Here is a 14,448-nt window from a genome sequence, read left to right on the forward strand (position 1 = left end):
CACCGTGCTGAATGACCTCGACCTCATTACGGCGGCTTTCGTCGGTACTCCGCTGGCCGGGCTGCCGGTCGGGCACGGCCCGTCGGGCACCGTCATCGTCGCCGACGTCGACCCTGACCGGCTGCACGAGGGGTGGCGGGCGGCCGAGGCGCTGGTGCCGGTCACCGGGCGCCGGCCGGTCCTGGTCACCGACGACTTCGACGATTCGATGCGCATGCTGTCCGAGAGTGAGCCGGGTCCGTCGGAGCCGGAGCTGCGCGCGTTCGCCGAGGCGGCCCGGGCGTCCGAGCCGTGGCTGGCGTACCGCCACTACGGCGAGGACGACGAAGTCGTTGAGGGCGAGCTGGAGTACTACGCGCGGAGCATCGCCGGCGTCGACCTGACGGGCCTGGTGTCGGACGTGGCGCTGCCGGTGCCGCGACAGGCGCTGGAGCGGGCGCTGTACGACAGGGTGCTCGCCGACCCCGACCTGCACGCCCGGGTGCTGGACAGCGTGCGGTTCGTGACGCAGACCGGCTACTGGTACACGCCCGACAGCGTCCTGCTCATGCTGCTGCCCACCGGCGACGTCCGCAGCTCGGCGTACTGGGTCGACTTCTACGGGGCGGAGACCCGGGAGTACCAGTACAAGCTGGCCGAGGTCCTCGCGCAGTGGCAGGACCGGTGGGATGCCCGGCTGGTCGCGTCGTGGGGCACCATGCTGCAGTTCCAGGTGGGTCGCCGCCCGACCGCGGGTGACGAGGCGTGGACCGCGGCCGGTCAGCTCAAGGGGCTCGCCGGCAACCTCGATCTGAGCCGGTGGGAGGTCGCCGTCGCCCTGACCGCCGGCGACGCGTGGTTCGTGCACAACCGACCCTGACGCGTTCGCCGTCGGGTTGCATCCGGAAGATGTACCAGCTACCGCCGGACATGGTTGGCTGCAAAACCAGTCGACGTTCCAGGCCCGTCGTGTGACGCTGCCCAGATGATCGACGGTCTGACGCATCGGCCGCTCCGTCCATGAAGTCGTTTCCGGCGTCGGTACGGCCCGCGGGTGGGCTGCTGCGGACGCGGAACTTCGCCCTGCTGTGGACCGGGCAGTCGACCAGCGCGGTCGGCTCCGCGATGACGACGGTGGCGCTCCCGCTGGTGGCCGTCACGACCCTGCAGGCCGGTCCGGCCATGGTCGCCCTGCTCACGGCCGCCACCTGGCTGCCATGGCTGCTGATCGGTCTGCCGGTCGGCGTCTGGGTCGACCGGTGGCCGCGCCGGCGCACCCTGCTGATCGCCGACGTCGCCTCCGCGGCGGTGCTCGCGGCCATCCCGATCGCGGCCTGGACCGATGTACTGACCATGCCCGTCCTGCTGGTGGCCGCGCTGCTCGCCGGGACCGCCGGGGTCTTCGCCAACGTGGCGTTCAACGCCTTCCTGCCCCATCTCGTCGGCGCGGACGACCTCATGGAGGGCAACGCCAAGCTGCAGACCAGCGCGTCGGTCGCCCTCGTCGCCGGACCTGGCCTCGGCGGCCTGCTGGCCCAGGCGGCCGGCCCGGTCAGCGGCATCCTCATCGACGCCGGCACCTTCCTGGTGTCGGCGGCCTGCCTGCTCGGCCTACGCCCCGACCCGGAGCCGCGCCCCGCCGCGGGCGACCGCCCGGGCATGCTGCGCCAGATCGCCGACGGCATCGGCTTCATCATGCGGGGACGCCTCCTGCAGGCCATGCTGATCGTCGCGGCGGTGACCAACTTCGCGATGCTGGGCATCACCGCGCTGCGCGTCGTCTTCCTGGTCCACGCCGAAGGCACCCCACCGGGGACCGCGGGCCTCGTGATCGGCGTCGGCAGCCTCGGCGCCATCCTCGGCGCCGCCCTCGCCTCCCGCGCGTCCCGCCGCTTCGGCAGCGCCCGCACCTACCTGCTGGCGAACCTCGCGGCCGCCCCCTTCGTCCTGCTGCTGCCCCTCGGCGGCCACGGCTGGCGCCTGACACTGTTCACGGCGGGCTCCTTCATCGCCCTGGCCGGAGCCACGATGTCCAACGTGATGACCATGACCTTCCGCGGCAGCTTCGTCCCCGCACACCTGCTCGGCCGGGTCACCGCGGCCTCCCGCATCTTCGTCTTCGGCACCGTCCCACTCGGCGCGGCGACCGCCGGCCTGCTGGCCTCGACACTCGGCATCCGCCCCGCCATGTGGGCGCTCGCCGCCCTGTACGTCATCGCCCCGCTGCCCCTGCTCACCACCGAGACCCGCACCCTGCGCGACTTCCCGACCCAGACCCCTGTCCCGTGACCCACCACCGCCCGCGGACCCGGCTTCAGGCCGCACCGGCGTGCCGAACGTCCGGGACGCACACGGCACCGGCGCCCGGATGCGGGCGGTCGCCGCGCTGCTGGCGAAGCGGAAGTTGGTGAGTGATACGCCGGGGCGCTGTTCGCCGCCCGTCGGGTCGGTGCCATCGGTCTCGGGTGCAAGCGCGGGCGGGACCGGCGGAAACACCTCGCTACCCCGGACGCGCCCGTCGTTTCCACCCTCGTGACTCTGCGTCGGGCACTGTTGAACCGGGTTCACAGCGGCGTTTCCCCTGCTCAGCCAAGTTGATCCATACAGAGTGACGCGTTTCGGGTCGGACGACATGGCGGCGTTCGTCGTTGAGGTCGATCTCCTGATGGCGCTCGCGAGGCCCGGCCCGGAGCACCGCGGACTGATGCACCTGCCGGATGCCAATGACGCCTCCCGCCCGTACGAGTTCATCGCTCGGGCAATCCGCGAACACATGGGCACGATTGAATGCGTGCGGTGAGCGCCTCCCGTGATGTGCGTCACCCCGGCGGGCACGCAATGCTGGCTGGCTGAGCGTTCGGTCTGCGGAGGTCGTAGCGGTGCGTGATCTTGCGGTGAATACTCTGTCGGAAAACGTCGTTCGATCCTTAGCCTTCCTCTTGCTCGATGTCCTGAACGGGGAGGCATGTCGTGGTTGCTCGCACGTGGATCGGTCGGCGGGTGACCGCGGTCGCAGCGGCAGGCATGCTGGTCGCTGCTGTGTTTGTGGCGCTGCCGGCACAAGCGGCGCCGGCGCCGGTCAAGCCGGACGTGCCGTCACAGAAGTCGGCGACGGTCTCAACGCTGCCCACGAAGTCGAAGGCGATGTCAGCGACGGAGACCGCTGCCGGATGGTCGCCGCGCCCGGTGACCTGGCCGGCGGCGGGGTCGTCGGAGGTGGATATCTCCGTGCCGGCGGCCGGCGCTCGGACCAGAGCGGGGAGTTCGCCTGTACGGGCAGGTCGTTCGGCGCAGGCGAAGACCACTGGCACCGGCCCGTCAAGGTTGAAGGTCGAGGTGTTCGACCGGGCAGCGGCAGCGGCCGTCGGCGTGGCGGGTGTGGTGCTGCGCATGTCGTGGGCGGATGACGTGTCCGCGGTCGGGTCGGCGTCGGTGGAGTTCGACTATTCCGGGTTCCGGGATGCGTACGGCGGCGACTGGTCCGCGCGGCTGAGCTTGGTGCAACTTCCGGAGTGTGCGGTGAGCACGCCGCAGATGAAGGCGTGCCAACAAGGCACTGCATTGGCCACCCGCAACGACACTGTGACCGGTCGGCTGACGGCGGACATCTCGGTGGGGGCACAGGTTGCGTCGAAGGCGGATCTGGCTGAGGCGTCGCGGTCGGGGACCTCGGTGGCATCGTCGCCGACGGTGCTCGCGGTGACGGCGTTGTCCTCGTCGGCGGACGGCCCGGACTATTCGCACACGCCGCTGGCGGCGTCGGCGTCGTGGCAGGCGGGCACGCAGTCCGGTGAGTTCTCCTGGACGTACCCGCTAGCAGCGCCGCCAGCGCTGGGTGGGCCTGTGCCGGATGTGTCGTTGGGGTATTCGTCGAGCGCTGTTGACGGTCGGACGAATGCGAGTGGGGCGCAGACGTCGTGGGTGGGTGAGGGTTGGGGTTACGAGCCTGGGTACATCGAGCGGTCGTTCCGGTCGTGTGTGGATGACTACAACAACCGGATCGATGTGTCGTCGGGTTGGTCGGGGTATGGCAAGATGTTGCCGACGTTGGACTATGACGGTGACGGCAAGGTCGACGCGTTGGCGGTGGCCGGGGCGGACATGTGGTTCTGGCGGAACACGTCGCATGCGGGTGCGGCGACGGCGGCGGCGCAGTTCGTGAGCAGCGGCTGGAGTTCGGTCGACTCGTTCATGGCTGGGGATTTCGACGCTGACGGCAAGGTGGATCTGGTCGGTCGGGCTGGTGGCAGTCTGTACATCTGGCGGGGGACGAGCACGCCGGGGACGTTCTCGACGGCGGCGCCAGTGGTGTGGTCGGGTTGGTCGGGGTACAGCACGTTCCTGCCGATGGCGGACTACGACAACGACGGCAAGGTCGACATTCTGGCGGTCAACTCGTCGGGGCAGATGTGGTTCCACAAGAACACATCGACGCCGGGGACCTTTTCGGTGTCGTCGTCGCTGTTGAGTGCCGGGTGGGGGTCCGTCAACTCGTTCATGGAGGGCGACTTCGACGGCAACGGCAAGCGTGACATTCTCGGCCGGTCCGGCGACGCGTTGTACCTGTGGCCCGGCAACGGCGCGGCGGGCACGCTGAGCCTCGGGGCGGCGACGGTCTGGGGGACGGGCTGGGCGATCTGGGGCACGTTCCTGCCGTTGAAGGACTACGACGGTGACGGCAAGCCGGACATCATGACGGTCTACGGCTCCGACATGTACTTCCACAAGAACACCTCGACGCCCGGTGCGCCGTCGAAGGCCGCGAGCGTGTTCAACAGCAACGTCTGGTACTCCGTCAACCTGCTCACGGCGGGTGACTTCGACGGCGACGGTGCCACGGACATCATTGGCCGTGAAGGGGACACGCTGCGGGCGTGGCTGAACACGAGCAAGACTGCGGCGAGCTACGCACCGTTCTACTCCAATGCCACCTCGGACTCGTGCTGGCGGTCGCAGAACGCCACCGTCATGTTCGGCAGCCATTCCGGCGACCTGGTCCTGGACGACGCGACCGGCAAGTGGCGGCTGGCTAGCGATGACGGTTCGAAGTTCGAGCTGCTGACCGGGGCCACGAACGGCGACAACGACGGTGAGCACTGGAAGCTCACGACGACGGACGGCACGCAGTACTACTTCGGCCTGAACCGGATTCCCGGCTGGGTGGCGGGGAATGCGGAGACGAACTCGGCGCTGCGGGTTCCGGTGTTCGCCAACCGTGGCGACGAGCCGTGTTTCAACAGCGGTTCGTTCGGTGCGTCGTGGTGCTATCAGACGTGGCGGTGGAACCTTGACTACGTGGAGGACCCGCACGGCAACACGATGTCGTACTGGTACACGCGGGAAGAGAACGTCACAGGCCTGTTCGCCAACCCCGGCGCTACAGCGGCGTACGACCGGGCGGGGTATCTGAACCGGATCGACTACGGCACCCGGAAGAACCAGTCGCTGTCGACGCCGGCGCCGATGCAGATGGTGTTCTCGGTGGGGGATCGGTGCCTGGCGTCCTGCTGGTCGGGGTCGAACCCGGTGACCGCGAACTGGCCCGACACGCCATGGGACCTGAAGTGTTCTGCGGTGCCGTGTAACAACAACATCGCGCCGTCGTTTTGGACCATCAAACGGCTGACCGGTGTGACGACGAAGGTCAGAGGCAGCACCGCCTACCAGGACGTGGATGAGTGGACGCTGACGCATCAGTATCCGTCGACGAACGACACCACAAGCCCGTCGTTGTGGCTGGCCAGTATCACGCACGCCGGCAAGGTCGGCGGCAGCAAAGCTCTGCCGGCGGTCACGTTCGGCGGCACCGCGTACGCAAACCGGATGGACTTCAACGTCTCCGCCGGCGTGCCGCAGACGAACAAGTACCGGGTGACCAGGGTCAGCAACGGCACCGGCGGCGAACTGCAGATCACCTACGACCCGACCGACTGTTCCATCTCCGCGCCGCCGGACCCGGACAACAACGACAAGCGATGCTTCCCGCAGTACTACGCGCCGCCGCTGGCACAACCCGGTTGGTCGTGGTGGAACAAGTACCGCGTGTCGAAGGTCCTGGAAGTGGACCTCGTCGGTGGTAGCACCACCCCCGTCGAGTACAACTACGACTACACCACTGCGGGTTCCTCCACGCCGGTGCTGTGGCACCACAATGACAGCATCTGGGACACGAAGGTGTCGAAGCGGACCTGGTCGGCCTGGCGCGGCTACTCAACTGTCAAGGTCACCAAGGGCCCGGCCGGCGATCCACGCGGCTACACCGAATTCCTGTACATGCGCGGCATGCATAAGGACCGCACCGACGCTGGCCTGTACACCCGAACGGCGACTATCACTGCGTCCGAAGGCGCCGTGCTCAACGATGATGACCGTCTGCACGGCTTCCTCCGCGAGGAACGCCACTACGACGGGCCGGGTGGGCAGCTGCTCTCGGCGACGTTGAACGACCCGTGGCAGCAGCAGACCGCCTCCCGGACCATGACGCCCGCCTGGGCGGCACCGAACGTGCAGACCGCGGCGTTCCTGCAGACCTCCCGCAAGCAGAGTCGGATCTGGATCGCTGCAACGTCGACGTGGCGGCGCACAGACGTGCAGACCACCTTCGACTCGACTTACGCGCAACCGACCTTGGAACAGGACCTGGGCGACACGAGCATCGCCACCGACAATGTGTGCACCTCGACGACCTACGCGCGCAACACCACCAACTGGCTGATCGACTACAAGGCGCAGACGCTCACGACCGATTGCACGGCCAGTCCAGCGCCGGCGAATCACCTGAGCGGAAGCCAGACCCTGTTTGACGGCAACACCACTGCTGGCGTCATCGGTACCCGCGGTCTGGCCACGAAGACCCTGGCATTGGAGTCCTTCACCGGCAGCACGCCGGTATGGACGCAGGCCAGCCGTTCCGTGTACGACGACAACGGTCGAGTGCTGGACAGTTTCGACGCGTCCGGCGACAAGACGATGACTCGGTACTCTCCCGCGTCCGGCGGACCCGTACTCAGCGCCACCACCACGAACCCGGCCGGCCACATCTCCACTGCGACGTTCGACGGTGTCCGCTCGCAGCCGGTGACCAACACCGACGCGAACGGCAAGACCACGACCCTGGCCTACGACCCGCTTGGACGGCTTACCCAGGTGTGGCTGCCCGGCCGGGCGTTGAACCTGACACCGAACATCGAGTACGTCTACAACGTCCGGGAAACCCCGGCCAGCTCGGTGCAGACCAAGAAGCTCGGCCCGAACGGCAACATCATCAGTAGCTACGAGTTCTACGACGGACTGCTCCGGGCGCGGCAGACCCAGGCACCGGCACCTGTCGCGAACGGCGGCCGGATCATCACCGACACGAAGTACGACGGCAGAGGCCTCGTCGCGAAGTCCTCGATCGCCTACGACAGTTCCAGCGGACCGGCCGACGCGATCAAGGCCGTCGCAGAGAACACGGTGCTCAGCCAGAACCGGTACACCTACGACACCATGGGCCGTAAGACCATCGACGCCCTCTACGGCGCCGGCCCCACCAACCCGACATTCAAGTGGCAGACGACCACCGCCTACGACGGCGACCGTACCACTGTGCTCACGCCCACGGGCGGCTACGCCACCACGTCGTTCATGAACGTCCGCGGCTCGACCACGCAACTGCGGCAATACTTGGGCAGTACGGCCACCGGGACCTACCAGGCAACGACGTACACATACGACCGGCTCAACCGTCTGACACAGGTGCAGGACCAGTCCAGCAACGTGTGGAGCACCCGCTTCAACCTGCGCGGTTGGGCGGATCAGAGTACCGACCCGGACCGGGGTACCACCAACACGGTCAAGTTCGATCTCGACGGCCGAGCGGTCACCACGACCGACGCCCGCGGCATCAGCCTCACCACCGCCTACGACTCCCTCGGCCGGGCGACAGAGTTGTATGACGGCATCGGCACGACCGGGTTCAAGCGGGCCTCATGGCTGTACGACACCGTCGCCAACGGTCAGCTGACCTCGACCACCCGATACGTCGGCACGGACAGCTTCACCAGTACGGTCACCGGTTACGACGACGGCTACCGTCCGCTCGGCACCACCACGGTCATTCCCTCAAGCCTCAGCATGCCGTGGCTGCCGAGCGGCTCCTACACCACGTCGATGACGTACAAGGTCGACGGGTCCATCGCCACGCTGACCTACCCGGGCGCCGGCAACCTGCCCGCAGAGACGCTGACCACCACCTACGACGACACCGGCAAGGCGCTCACCCTGACCGGTATGGAAACCTACATCGCCGGGACGAGCTATTACGCCTTCGGCGACCCGTACCAGCAGATCCTCGGCTCCGGTTCGAAGCGGGTCCGCCAGACCACCGTCATCGACGACTCGACCCGCCGGCTTACCAGCACCAAGACGGAGACCGAGAACTCCGCGAACCCGAACACATGGATCGAGCGGCTCACCGAAGGGTACGGCTACGATCAGGTGGGCAACGTCAAGAACATCACCGAGACCCTCGCCGGGTCAGTTGTGTCGAACCAGTGCTTCAACTACGACGCGCTGCGGGAGCTGACCGAGGCGTGGACGACCGCCGCGGCTGTCTGCCAGGCAAACCCGTCCGCGGGCGCGATCGGCGGACCGGACCCGTACTGGACCAGCTACCGGTACGCCACCGGCACCAGCGACTACAACAACGGCAACCGTACGCAGGAGACTCAGCACTCGACCAGTGGCGGGACCGACACCACCCGCAACTACACCTACCCGACCACGGGCAAGCGGCACACCCTCACCAGTGTGACCGCCACCGGCGGCAGCAACGGCACCGACAGCTACACCTACGACGCCGCCGGCAACACCCAGACACGCAACATCGCCGGCAAACCAGGGCAGACTCTGACCTGGGACAATGAGAACCACCTGGCCTCCATCGCTGACAGCAATGGGACCAGCAGCTATATCTACGACCCCGCTGGTGCCCGCCTCGTGGCCAAAGATGCGGCCGGCGCGACCGTGTACCTCTCCGGCTATGAACTGCGCAAGGTCGGCAGCACCGTAACCGGCACCCGATACTACGGCGTTGCCAGCCGTACCCCGTCGGACCTGACCTGGCTCGCCAAGGACCATCACGGCACTGGGCAACTCGCGATCGCCGCGGCGACTCAGGCAGTCACACGGCGCAAGACGGATCCCTTCGGCAGGCCCAGGGGTGCCGACCCGAGTTGGCCCAACACACAGGGGTTCGTCGGTGGCACCCGCGACGTCACCGGGCTCACCCACCTCGGAGCGCGCGAATACGACCCGCTCAGCGGTCGGTTCATCTCCGATGACTCGGTCACCGATCCAGCTGATCCGCAACAGGTCAACGGATACTCCTACGCCGCGGCGAGTCCGGTGACGAACATCGACGCGACCGGGATGCGGACCTGCTCCGATCCGACCGACTGCGCTGGCGACGACACCAACGGGAACATGGCCTACAGCCCTGAGGCGGCGAAGCGGGACAAGTTCAAGAGGGAACTGGCCAAGCTCAAGAAGAAGACCTACAAGAAGGGCAAGGACTACGACCGAGGGGACTTCCTTCCGTATGTAATGTCGCAGACCATCGTCGATGCCGCCCAGTGGGTCGGGATCGACGCCCGGATGCTGATGGCAATCATCTTCAGGGAGGGCGGCCGTCAGGGGCAGAAGACTTTCTACGAGGCGATCGACTACGGGGCGCTCTGGTGGAGTGATTCGCCGTCGATCGGCGTCGGTCAGCTTATCGAACGCAGATTCGACGAGACCGTCGCGAATCACCCCGAGCTGGGCATGTTCAAGTTCACCGACATGGTTGAGAACGACCAGCTGGCGATCGTGGTCGCTGCCTATCACATCAAGGATATTCAGGATGGGATCGAGGCGAACAAGGCCGATTTTAAGGGACCGGCTAAGGGTAAGAGCCTGGAGTACATGACGGCCTACTCGTACAACAGGGGGCCTGCCGACGCGATCGCGGACGCGAAGAAGGGTGAACTCTACGGCGGGAAGTCGGACAACACCGGCACCTACTATGCCGACATCATCATGAGCCACTATGATGCCGCCGAACGCTTCCTCTGCAATTCCGACTATTGGACCTGCTCGTGAGTCGACGGTACCGCCTGGTCGCCCTCGTCGTCGCCGCTGCCGCGGTGCTCGGCATCGGCGTTGTGCTGTACCTGCGGCCGTGGAACTGGTGCGTGCAAGGCGACTGCCGGGCCGCGAACTGGACCGCTGACAGAACTTCGATCGCAGGCTTCACTCAGTCGGATCGGCAGTATCTGCAGGGTCACGTGGAAGTGGTGCTGGTCGGTCCGTCGGACCGCATACCGGGCATTCTCACGTACTACGCCGGCCCGATTGATCTGCAGAGCGCCAACGACCGCAGTCAGGGGCTGTACGAACAGATCGCACACGGTGTGGGAAACGTCGATGGTGGCGGCGGTTCGCGATGCAGCGTGCTGCTGACGCGGTTCGCGCAGGGGCGAGCGCCGCTGCCGAGCTTCCGCCTTTCCCGGGAACAGGTCACGGCCGTCGCCAATGGGCAGTCGGTGGTGCTGGTGCTGAGTGTCGGATGTGGCTACTCGCAGACTTCGAACTGATCGAACGGCGATGGAACCGATCGGCTGACATCGACGTGTAGCCGGGTATGGACGCGAACGTGTGCTTCTCGGGGCGGTACGGCCGGCCTGGTACCAGCCGCCGACGTCCGGAAAGGTGCTGAACTCTCCGCCGCCATCGTGCCGTGAGCCGCGCACGTCGGCGCAGCGGATGCGGACGGGGACGCGGGCGTGGACGTCTTCAAGGACGGACGAACACTGCCATCCGCGGAGCCGGCCTGAAGCCGTGCTTCTCGTAGAACAGTGCAGCGTCGCTGTCCCGGGCGGTCAGCAGGTACCAGTGACGGACGTCGGGCATACGGTCGGCCAGGGCTCCGAGCAGCGCGCTGCCGTGTCCCTGCCGTTGGCGTGCCGGCCGTACACACAACTCCTGCAACAGGAAGTGGTCCTCGGCTCCCGAGCGCTCCAGGTGTCCGATCGCGAACCCCAGCAGCTCGCCGTCCGCGGCTCGCCGACCGACGCCGTGCGCACGGGGAGTCGCGAGAAAGTCCCCGAGGCGCCGCGTGGCGTCCTCCACACGCCAGGACTCGTTCCACGGCGGCGCGTTGAACGTGGCGACGTACAGCGAGGCGCAGGAGCCGAGGTCCTGCTCTGTCAAGGCGCTGATGATCACCCAGAGAGGATGCCACGCCCACGACCGGCGACCTGGTCTGCCGGTGAATTCGGAGCACAGGTCCGGGATCACCTGCTCGCCGGCTACAGGTTGTAGGGGTGGATCTCGACCTGGTCGGATGGCACCTGCAGCTCGATCCAGGAATTCCATGCCTCGGCCGGCACCGGCCCGTCAAATTCCAGCAGCACCAGCGAGTCGCCGAACTCCAGATCCGCCAGCTCGGCCGGCCCTCGGAGCCGGGCGCGGAAGACGACCGCCCCGGCGTCCATCCACAAGCCGGGCTGGGCCACAGCCGAGAACCAGGAATTTCGGCCCCAGTCCGCATTCACGTTGATCGTCCACTCGACGTGAAAGGACCCCGCCGAGACCGACGGATCTCCGCACCACCGCATCCTCGCCTGACCGAACGGAACCCGGCACACCACCGACACGCCATCCGGCGTGCGGACCGCGTCGCTCACCTCAACCAGCACAAACTGATCTTGCCTGATCAGTGAACGGAAGACGCGCCAGAACCCAGCTCCTCACGGACGAAGGACCGCCACTTCCCAGGCCCGTTGAGGGTTTCCGGCGCAGGCAAGCGGAGAACTGGTCGCAGAGCCTCGATCGGCTGTTCAAGGATACGATTCATGGACATGGCACAGAGCACGCACACCGTGTCCGGAGACTTCGACCTGACGATGGACGAGCTGCGCGTCGTTGCGCGGTACGTGGTCGGGCACGCCGAGGACGTCCTGCCGGTCTTCGAGCAGGCTGTTCCCGACGATCCTCGCCCCCGCGCGGCGATCGACGCGGCGTGGGTGTTCATCAACGGCGCCAACAGGACGAAGTTGCAGCGCGTCACCTCGCTCGACGCGCATCGAGCCGCCCGGTCCGCACCCTCCGAGGCCACGCGACTGGCCGCGCGATCCGCCGGCGACTCCGCCTCGGCCGCATACCTGCACCCCATCGCCCAGGCCAGCCAGGTCGGCCACATCCTGCGAGCCTCCGCGAGCGCCGCCCGCATCGGGGAGCTGATGGCGGGCGGTGACCCCACGGTCGGGGACGCGCTGCTGGAACGGTCACGGCAGCGCGCGACACCGCCGCTCATCGACGTGCTCCGCCGCTACCCGCCGGCCCCGACCGGCAGCAACCGTGTCGCCCAGCTGATGAGCACACTGGACCACGCCCTGCGAACCGGGCCACCGCCGGCCGGACACCGACGATCTCCGAAACAGCACCGGCAGAACGGTAGCGGTGACGGTCAGGGGCAGTAATCATTCCACGGGGCGGCCACGCCGTTCAGTCTCACACGGCGGCGCTCCCTGGTGAGACTCGAAACCGCCCCTGAGCGGCTCTGAGCCGTTCGGCGGGTGCCTGCGCTCCGGCCGGGCGCCTACGCTCTGGCGATGTCGCTCGTCTGGAAGATCAGCGCCGCCGTCGTTGCCTTGGCGGCGTTCACCGCGGCCGGCTCGCCGGTGTTGCCCGGTCTCCGGCCGTCCACCGTCCGGGCATGACGCTTGCCTGGCGGGTCACCGCCATCCTCGTCGCCGTCTCCGCGGCCGGCTACGTCGTGCTGGACAAGTTCGTGATCCAGCCGCTGACCTGGCGGATCGAACCCGGGATCCTCGGCCTGTACGCCGGGTTGATCGCCTTCGCGTCGACGGTCGCCGTGCCGGTCCTCACGTTCCTCTGGCTGACCCGGCGCCTGCGGCCCCGACCCGCCACGTTCACACTGTCCGCGGACCTGGATCGGCCGGCCTTCGTGGCAGCTGAGTCGCCGATGTACCGCGGCATCGCGACCATCGTGTTCATGATGATGGCCGCCAATCTGATACCGACGGAGCGAGTGCCAGACAGCTACCGGATGCGTCTGTCGACGCCGCTGGGCTTCGTCCCCGTTCTCGTGGTCGAGGCCGCCGTGCTGGCCGTCTTCGCGCTGGTTCTTGTGTGGCTGCCCAACTCGTCGGTACGGCTGACCCCGACCGGTCTCACGGTGCGGTACCTCCTGGGTTCCCGGAGCATCGACTGGCATGACCTGTTCCCGGGCGGCCCGCCGCCGACGGTCCGCAGGACCATGCCGCTGCGCTACCGCGGCCGCACCGGACGAGCCAGGCAACTGGACGTCCTGGTGTACACCTACCACGTCGACCGCGAGTTTCTCGCCACCGTCGTACGGCACTACGCCGAGCGCCCGGAGCACCGCCCCGACATCGGCACCCAGACCGAACTGGACCGCCTCCGGATCGGCTTCCAGCACCGGGTGCGGCGGCCTGCTGGCGCCGTGACTATCCTCGCCGAGGCGGCACGGAGCCGCCCAACGGGAGGAAACTGATGAAGTCCCGCAGGAATGTCCTGCTTGCTTTGGCGCTGTCCGGCGCACTCACCGTCACCGCGGCCTGCGGCGACAAGAACCAGAACGGCGACGTCGCGCCGGCGGCCAACGGATCGACCAGTGCCGCGGCGTCACCGACGGCCGACGCGCGCGCGGAGCTGACCAGCGCGTTCAGCAAACTGAGCGGCGTCACCGTGACGTACACGTCGACGACCGATTCAGGCGCGATGGCCAGCAGCAAGTTGACGGGCTCCAGCGACCCTGCCAAGAAGGCCAACAGCGGCACGATGACCATCACCGCGCAGGGGCAGCAGATCAACGGCGATGTCATCGTCGTCGGCACCGACCTGTACCTGAAGCTGAGCCTGCCGATTCCGGGCGTCGACCCGAAGAAGTGGATGTACATCGACGGCACCAAGACGTCGCTGAGCAAGCTGGGCCTCGGCAGCCCGGACGACCCGGCCAACGTCAAGGGCCTCGCTGACACGATCGTGTCGGTCGAGCGGACCGGCACGGGCACGTACAAGGGCACGCTCGACGCCACCAAGCGCAACATCCCGGCAGCCGCCGCCGCCCTGCTCCAGCAGATGGGCGACGCGGCGAAGTCGGTGCCGTTCGAGGCGACGGTCAGCGCCGAAGGCTACGTCACCTCGCTGACGGTGAAGATGCCCGGCGTCGGCCAGGTCCCGCCGTCGACGGTGACGTCGACGTTCACCGACTTCGGCAAGCCGGTCTCGATCAGCAAGCCCGCCGCCACGGACGTGCAGCCCGCCCCGGCGGCGCTACTCGCCCAGTTCGCCTGACCCACCGGCAGGGCCGCTACCGCGACGGTCGGTAGCGGCCCTGCCGCTGTCATCGGCAGCACAGGTCTGAGACCGCTGGGTCCGCCCGGTGGGCAGGTCGTTAGA

10 protein-coding genes are annotated in these 14,448 nt (G+C 67.5%); 8 read left to right on the plus strand and 2 right to left on the minus strand.

Going from position 1 to position 14,448, the window contains the following annotated elements; all coding sequences use genetic code 11:
• Positions 1-4 precede the first annotated feature (4 nt).
• The 5 genes from ABZ321_RS32225 (at position 5) to ABZ321_RS32245 (ending at position 10,595) form a co-directional block, all read left to right on the plus strand.
• Positions 5-859 carry a DUF4253 domain-containing protein gene (locus ABZ321_RS32225; RefSeq protein WP_354898294.1) on the plus strand — a complete coding sequence of 285 codons (855 nt, stop codon included), beginning with the start codon at positions 5-7 and terminating at the stop codon, positions 857-859.
• Between the two features lie 140 nt (positions 860-999).
• Positions 1,000-2,268 carry an MFS transporter gene (locus ABZ321_RS32230; protein ID WP_354898297.1) on the plus strand — a complete coding sequence of 423 codons (1,269 nt, stop codon included), beginning with the start codon at positions 1,000-1,002 and terminating at the stop codon, positions 2,266-2,268.
• Positions 2,269-2,611: 343 nt separating this feature from the next.
• Positions 2,612-2,779: a hypothetical protein gene (locus ABZ321_RS32235; protein WP_344500648.1), complete on the plus strand. Its 168-nt coding sequence runs from the start codon at positions 2,612-2,614 to the stop codon at positions 2,777-2,779.
• 200 nt (positions 2,780-2,979) lie between these two features.
• A complete protein-coding gene (locus ABZ321_RS32240; RefSeq protein WP_354898300.1) occupies positions 2,980-10,101 on the plus strand; it encodes an FG-GAP-like repeat-containing protein in 7,122 nt (2,373 codons plus the stop codon).
• The gene (locus tag ABZ321_RS32245; RefSeq protein WP_344509769.1) at positions 10,086-10,595 is read left to right on the plus strand and encodes a hypothetical protein; all 510 of its coding nucleotides are present in this window, start codon (positions 10,086-10,088) and stop codon (positions 10,593-10,595) included. Before ABZ321_RS32240 ends, ABZ321_RS32245 begins: the two co-directional genes overlap by 16 nt.
• 199 nt (positions 10,596-10,794) lie before the next feature.
• On the opposite strand, the gene ABZ321_RS32250 is transcribed toward ABZ321_RS32245, so the two are convergent.
• Positions 10,795-11,226: a GNAT family N-acetyltransferase gene (locus ABZ321_RS32250; RefSeq protein WP_354898303.1), complete on the minus strand. Its 432-nt coding sequence runs from the start codon at positions 11,224-11,226 to the stop codon at positions 10,795-10,797.
• 83 nt (positions 11,227-11,309) lie between these two features.
• Entirely contained in the window at positions 11,310-11,699 is a 390-nt protein-coding gene (locus ABZ321_RS32255) for a hypothetical protein (RefSeq protein WP_354898305.1), read from the minus strand.
• A gap of 162 nt (positions 11,700-11,861) precedes the next feature.
• Between ABZ321_RS32255 and ABZ321_RS32260 the strand changes: the two genes are divergently transcribed.
• The 3 genes from ABZ321_RS32260 to ABZ321_RS32270 all read left to right on the plus strand — a co-directional run bounded on the left by ABZ321_RS32260 (position 11,862) and on the right by ABZ321_RS32270 (position 14,343).
• Positions 11,862-12,482 carry a putative immunity protein gene (locus ABZ321_RS32260; RefSeq protein WP_354898308.1) on the plus strand — a complete coding sequence of 207 codons (621 nt, stop codon included), beginning with the start codon at positions 11,862-11,864 and terminating at the stop codon, positions 12,480-12,482.
• Between the two features lie 236 nt (positions 12,483-12,718).
• A complete protein-coding gene (locus ABZ321_RS32265; RefSeq protein WP_344509777.1) occupies positions 12,719-13,540 on the plus strand; it encodes a hypothetical protein in 822 nt (273 codons plus the stop codon).
• On the plus strand, positions 13,540-14,343 hold the full coding sequence (locus ABZ321_RS32270) for a hypothetical protein (RefSeq protein ID WP_354898311.1): 804 nt from the start codon (positions 13,540-13,542) through the stop codon (positions 14,341-14,343). Before ABZ321_RS32265 ends, ABZ321_RS32270 begins: the two co-directional genes overlap by 1 nt.
• Positions 14,344-14,448 lie beyond the last annotated feature (105 nt).

The organism is Dactylosporangium sp. NPDC006015 (assembly GCF_040614215.1).
GTDB classification, from domain to species: domain Bacteria; phylum Actinomycetota; class Actinomycetes; order Mycobacteriales; family Micromonosporaceae; genus Dactylosporangium; species Dactylosporangium maewongense.

What these genes read in the sequence shown, in the direction of transcription:
- ABZ321_RS32230 (WP_354898297.1), top strand. Translation starts at nt 1,000, where the DNA reads ATGAAGTCGTTTCCGGCGTCGGTACGGCCCGCGGGTGGGCTGCTGCGG.
- ABZ321_RS32260 (WP_354898308.1), top strand. Translation starts at nt 11,862, where the DNA reads ATGGCACAGAGCACGCACACCGTGTCCGGAGACTTCGACCTGACGATG.
- ABZ321_RS32270 (WP_354898311.1), top strand. Translation starts at nt 13,540, where the DNA reads ATGAAGTCCCGCAGGAATGTCCTGCTTGCTTTGGCGCTGTCCGGCGCA.
- ABZ321_RS32235 (WP_344500648.1), top strand. Translation starts at nt 2,612, where the DNA reads ATGGCGGCGTTCGTCGTTGAGGTCGATCTCCTGATGGCGCTCGCGAGG.
- ABZ321_RS32265 (WP_344509777.1), top strand. Translation starts at nt 12,719, where the DNA reads ATGACGCTTGCCTGGCGGGTCACCGCCATCCTCGTCGCCGTCTCCGCG.